At 69.5% G+C, this 2,213-nt stretch carries 1 protein-coding gene; it reads left to right on the forward strand.

Features of this window, described 5'->3' with window-relative positions:
* Nucleotides 1–2,213, forward strand: a 2,213-nt coding sequence (locus tag ACFZDC_RS41960; RefSeq protein ID WP_391332364.1) for a condensation domain-containing protein, incomplete at both ends; no start/stop codon positions are given.

Consider the following 2,213-nt stretch of genomic DNA (forward strand, 5'->3'; position numbering starts at 1 on the left):
CTGAGTGGTGCGGTGGACGTGGCGGTGGTGCGGGCGGCGCTGGCGGATGTGGTGGAGCGCCACGAGAGCCTGCGGACGGTCTTCGCCGACGCCGGCGACGGCGAACCCTGCCAGATCCTGATCGACGTGGACGCTGCGGCGCCGGTCGTACCGGTGGTGCCCGTGGCCGACATGGAGGCCCTGTACGCCTCGATGGCGGTCGAGGCGGGTCGTGGTTTTGATCTGTCGGTGCAGGCGCCGTTGCGGGCGGTGTTGTTCGAGTTGCCGGGTGATGAGTTCGTGCTGTTGTTCGTGCTGCACCACATTGCCGGGGATGGCTGGTCGGTGGCTCCGCTGGCCGCTGATTTCTCCCAGGCGTACCGTGCGCGGGCCGAGGGCCAGGCGCCGGGCTGGGAGCCGCTGCCGGTGCAGTACGCCGACTACACCCTCTGGCAGCGTGAAGTCCTCGGCAACGAGGAGGACCCCGAGAGCGCCATCGCCGGGCAGCTGTCGTACTGGAAGCAGCAACTGGCCGGTATCCCGGCTGAGATGGCGTTGCCGGTGGACCGCTCGCGTCCGGTGATGTCCAGTTACCGGGGTGAAGCGGTGACGTTCACCGTGGACACGCGGCTGTATCAGGGGCTGACGGAGTTGGCGCGGCAGTCGCAGGCGAGTGTGTTCATGGTGGTGCAGGCCGGTCTGTCGCTGCTGCTGAGCCGCCTGGGCGCGGGTGAGGACATCGTGCTGGGCACGGCGGTGGCCGGCCGAACCGATGAGGCGCTGGACCGGCTGATCGGCTTCTTCATCAACACCCTGGTGCTGCGCACCGACCTGTCGGGCGACCCTGAGGTGGCCGAGCTGATCGCCCGGGTCCGGGAGAACGACCTGGCCGCCTACGCCAACCAGGATGTGCCCTTCGAACGGCTCGTGGAGATCCTCAACCCCGACCGCTCCCTGGCCCGCCACCCCCTCTTCCAGACCATGCTGGTCTTCCAGAACGTCCCCGAGGCCAGCATCGACCTGCCCGGCATCGAGGCGACCAACTTCGACGTTCCCGCCGACTCCTCGAAGTTCGACCTGTCCTTCGTGTTCGACGAGCGGGAGGCCGAGGGCGGCGGGGACACCGACACCACCCTGTTCGGCACGATCGAGTTCAGCCTGGACCTGTTCGACCGGGCCACGGTCGAGGCGCTCGCGCAGCGGCTGCTGCTGGTGCTCGAGGCGATGGTCGCCGACCCAGCGGCCCGGATGAGCAGCATCGACGTGCTGGGTGAGGCGGAGCGTCAGCGCATGCTCGTGGAGTGGAACGAGACGTCGGTGGGGGTCGAGCCGTCGACGCTGCCGGCGTTGTTCGAGCATCGGGTGGGTGTGGCTCCGGATGCCGTGGCGTTGGTGTGCGGTGGGGTGGAGTTGTCGTATGCGGAGCTGAACGAGCGGGCGAATCGCCTGGCCCGGTTCCTGATCGGGCGTGGCGTGGGCCCGGAGCGCTTCGTGGCCGTGCAGATGCCGCGGTCGGTGGAGCTGGTGGTGGCGCTGCTCGCGGTGGTGAAGGCTGGTGGCGCGTACGTGCCGGTCGACCCCGGTTACCCTGCGGAGCGCAGGGCGTACATGATCGCTGACGCGGCGCCGGTGGCGGTGCTGACGCTGGACGGTGTGGACGTGGGCGACGTCGGGGGGACCGACGTGGTGGTCCTGGACGATCCCGCGGTGGTCCGGCAGGTGGCGGAGCTGTCGGCGGCGGACGTCATGGACGGCGAGCGCAGTGAGCCGCTCCGGGTGGAGCACCCGGCGTATGTCATCTACACCTCTGGTTCGACGGGTCGTCCCAAGGGTGTCGTCGTCACCCACCACGGCATCGCCCACATGGCCGCTGCCCTGGGCGACGGATTCGCGATCAAGGGGAACAGCCGCGTCCTGCAGATGGCCTCGCCGAGTTTCGACGCCGCGATCGCGGAGATCGGCGCCGCGTTCTTCAACGGCGCGGCCATCGTCCTGGCCTCGGCCGACGAGCTCCTGCCTGGCCCCAGCCTCGTCCGCGTACTCGCGGACCAGAAGGTCACGCATGTGACCCTCACCCCGGCGGCGCTCGCCACCATGCCCTCCGACGGCATACCGGCTTCGACCACCCTCACCGTGGCGGGTGAGGCCACCAGCGCCGAGGTGGTCGTGCGGTGGTCGGTGGGTCGGCGGATGGTGAACGCGTATGGGCCGACGGAGTCGACGGTGTGTGTGTC

This window comes from Streptomyces sp. NPDC007905, from assembly GCF_042959345.1.
Lineage (GTDB): Bacteria > Actinomycetota > Actinomycetes > Streptomycetales > Streptomycetaceae > Streptomyces.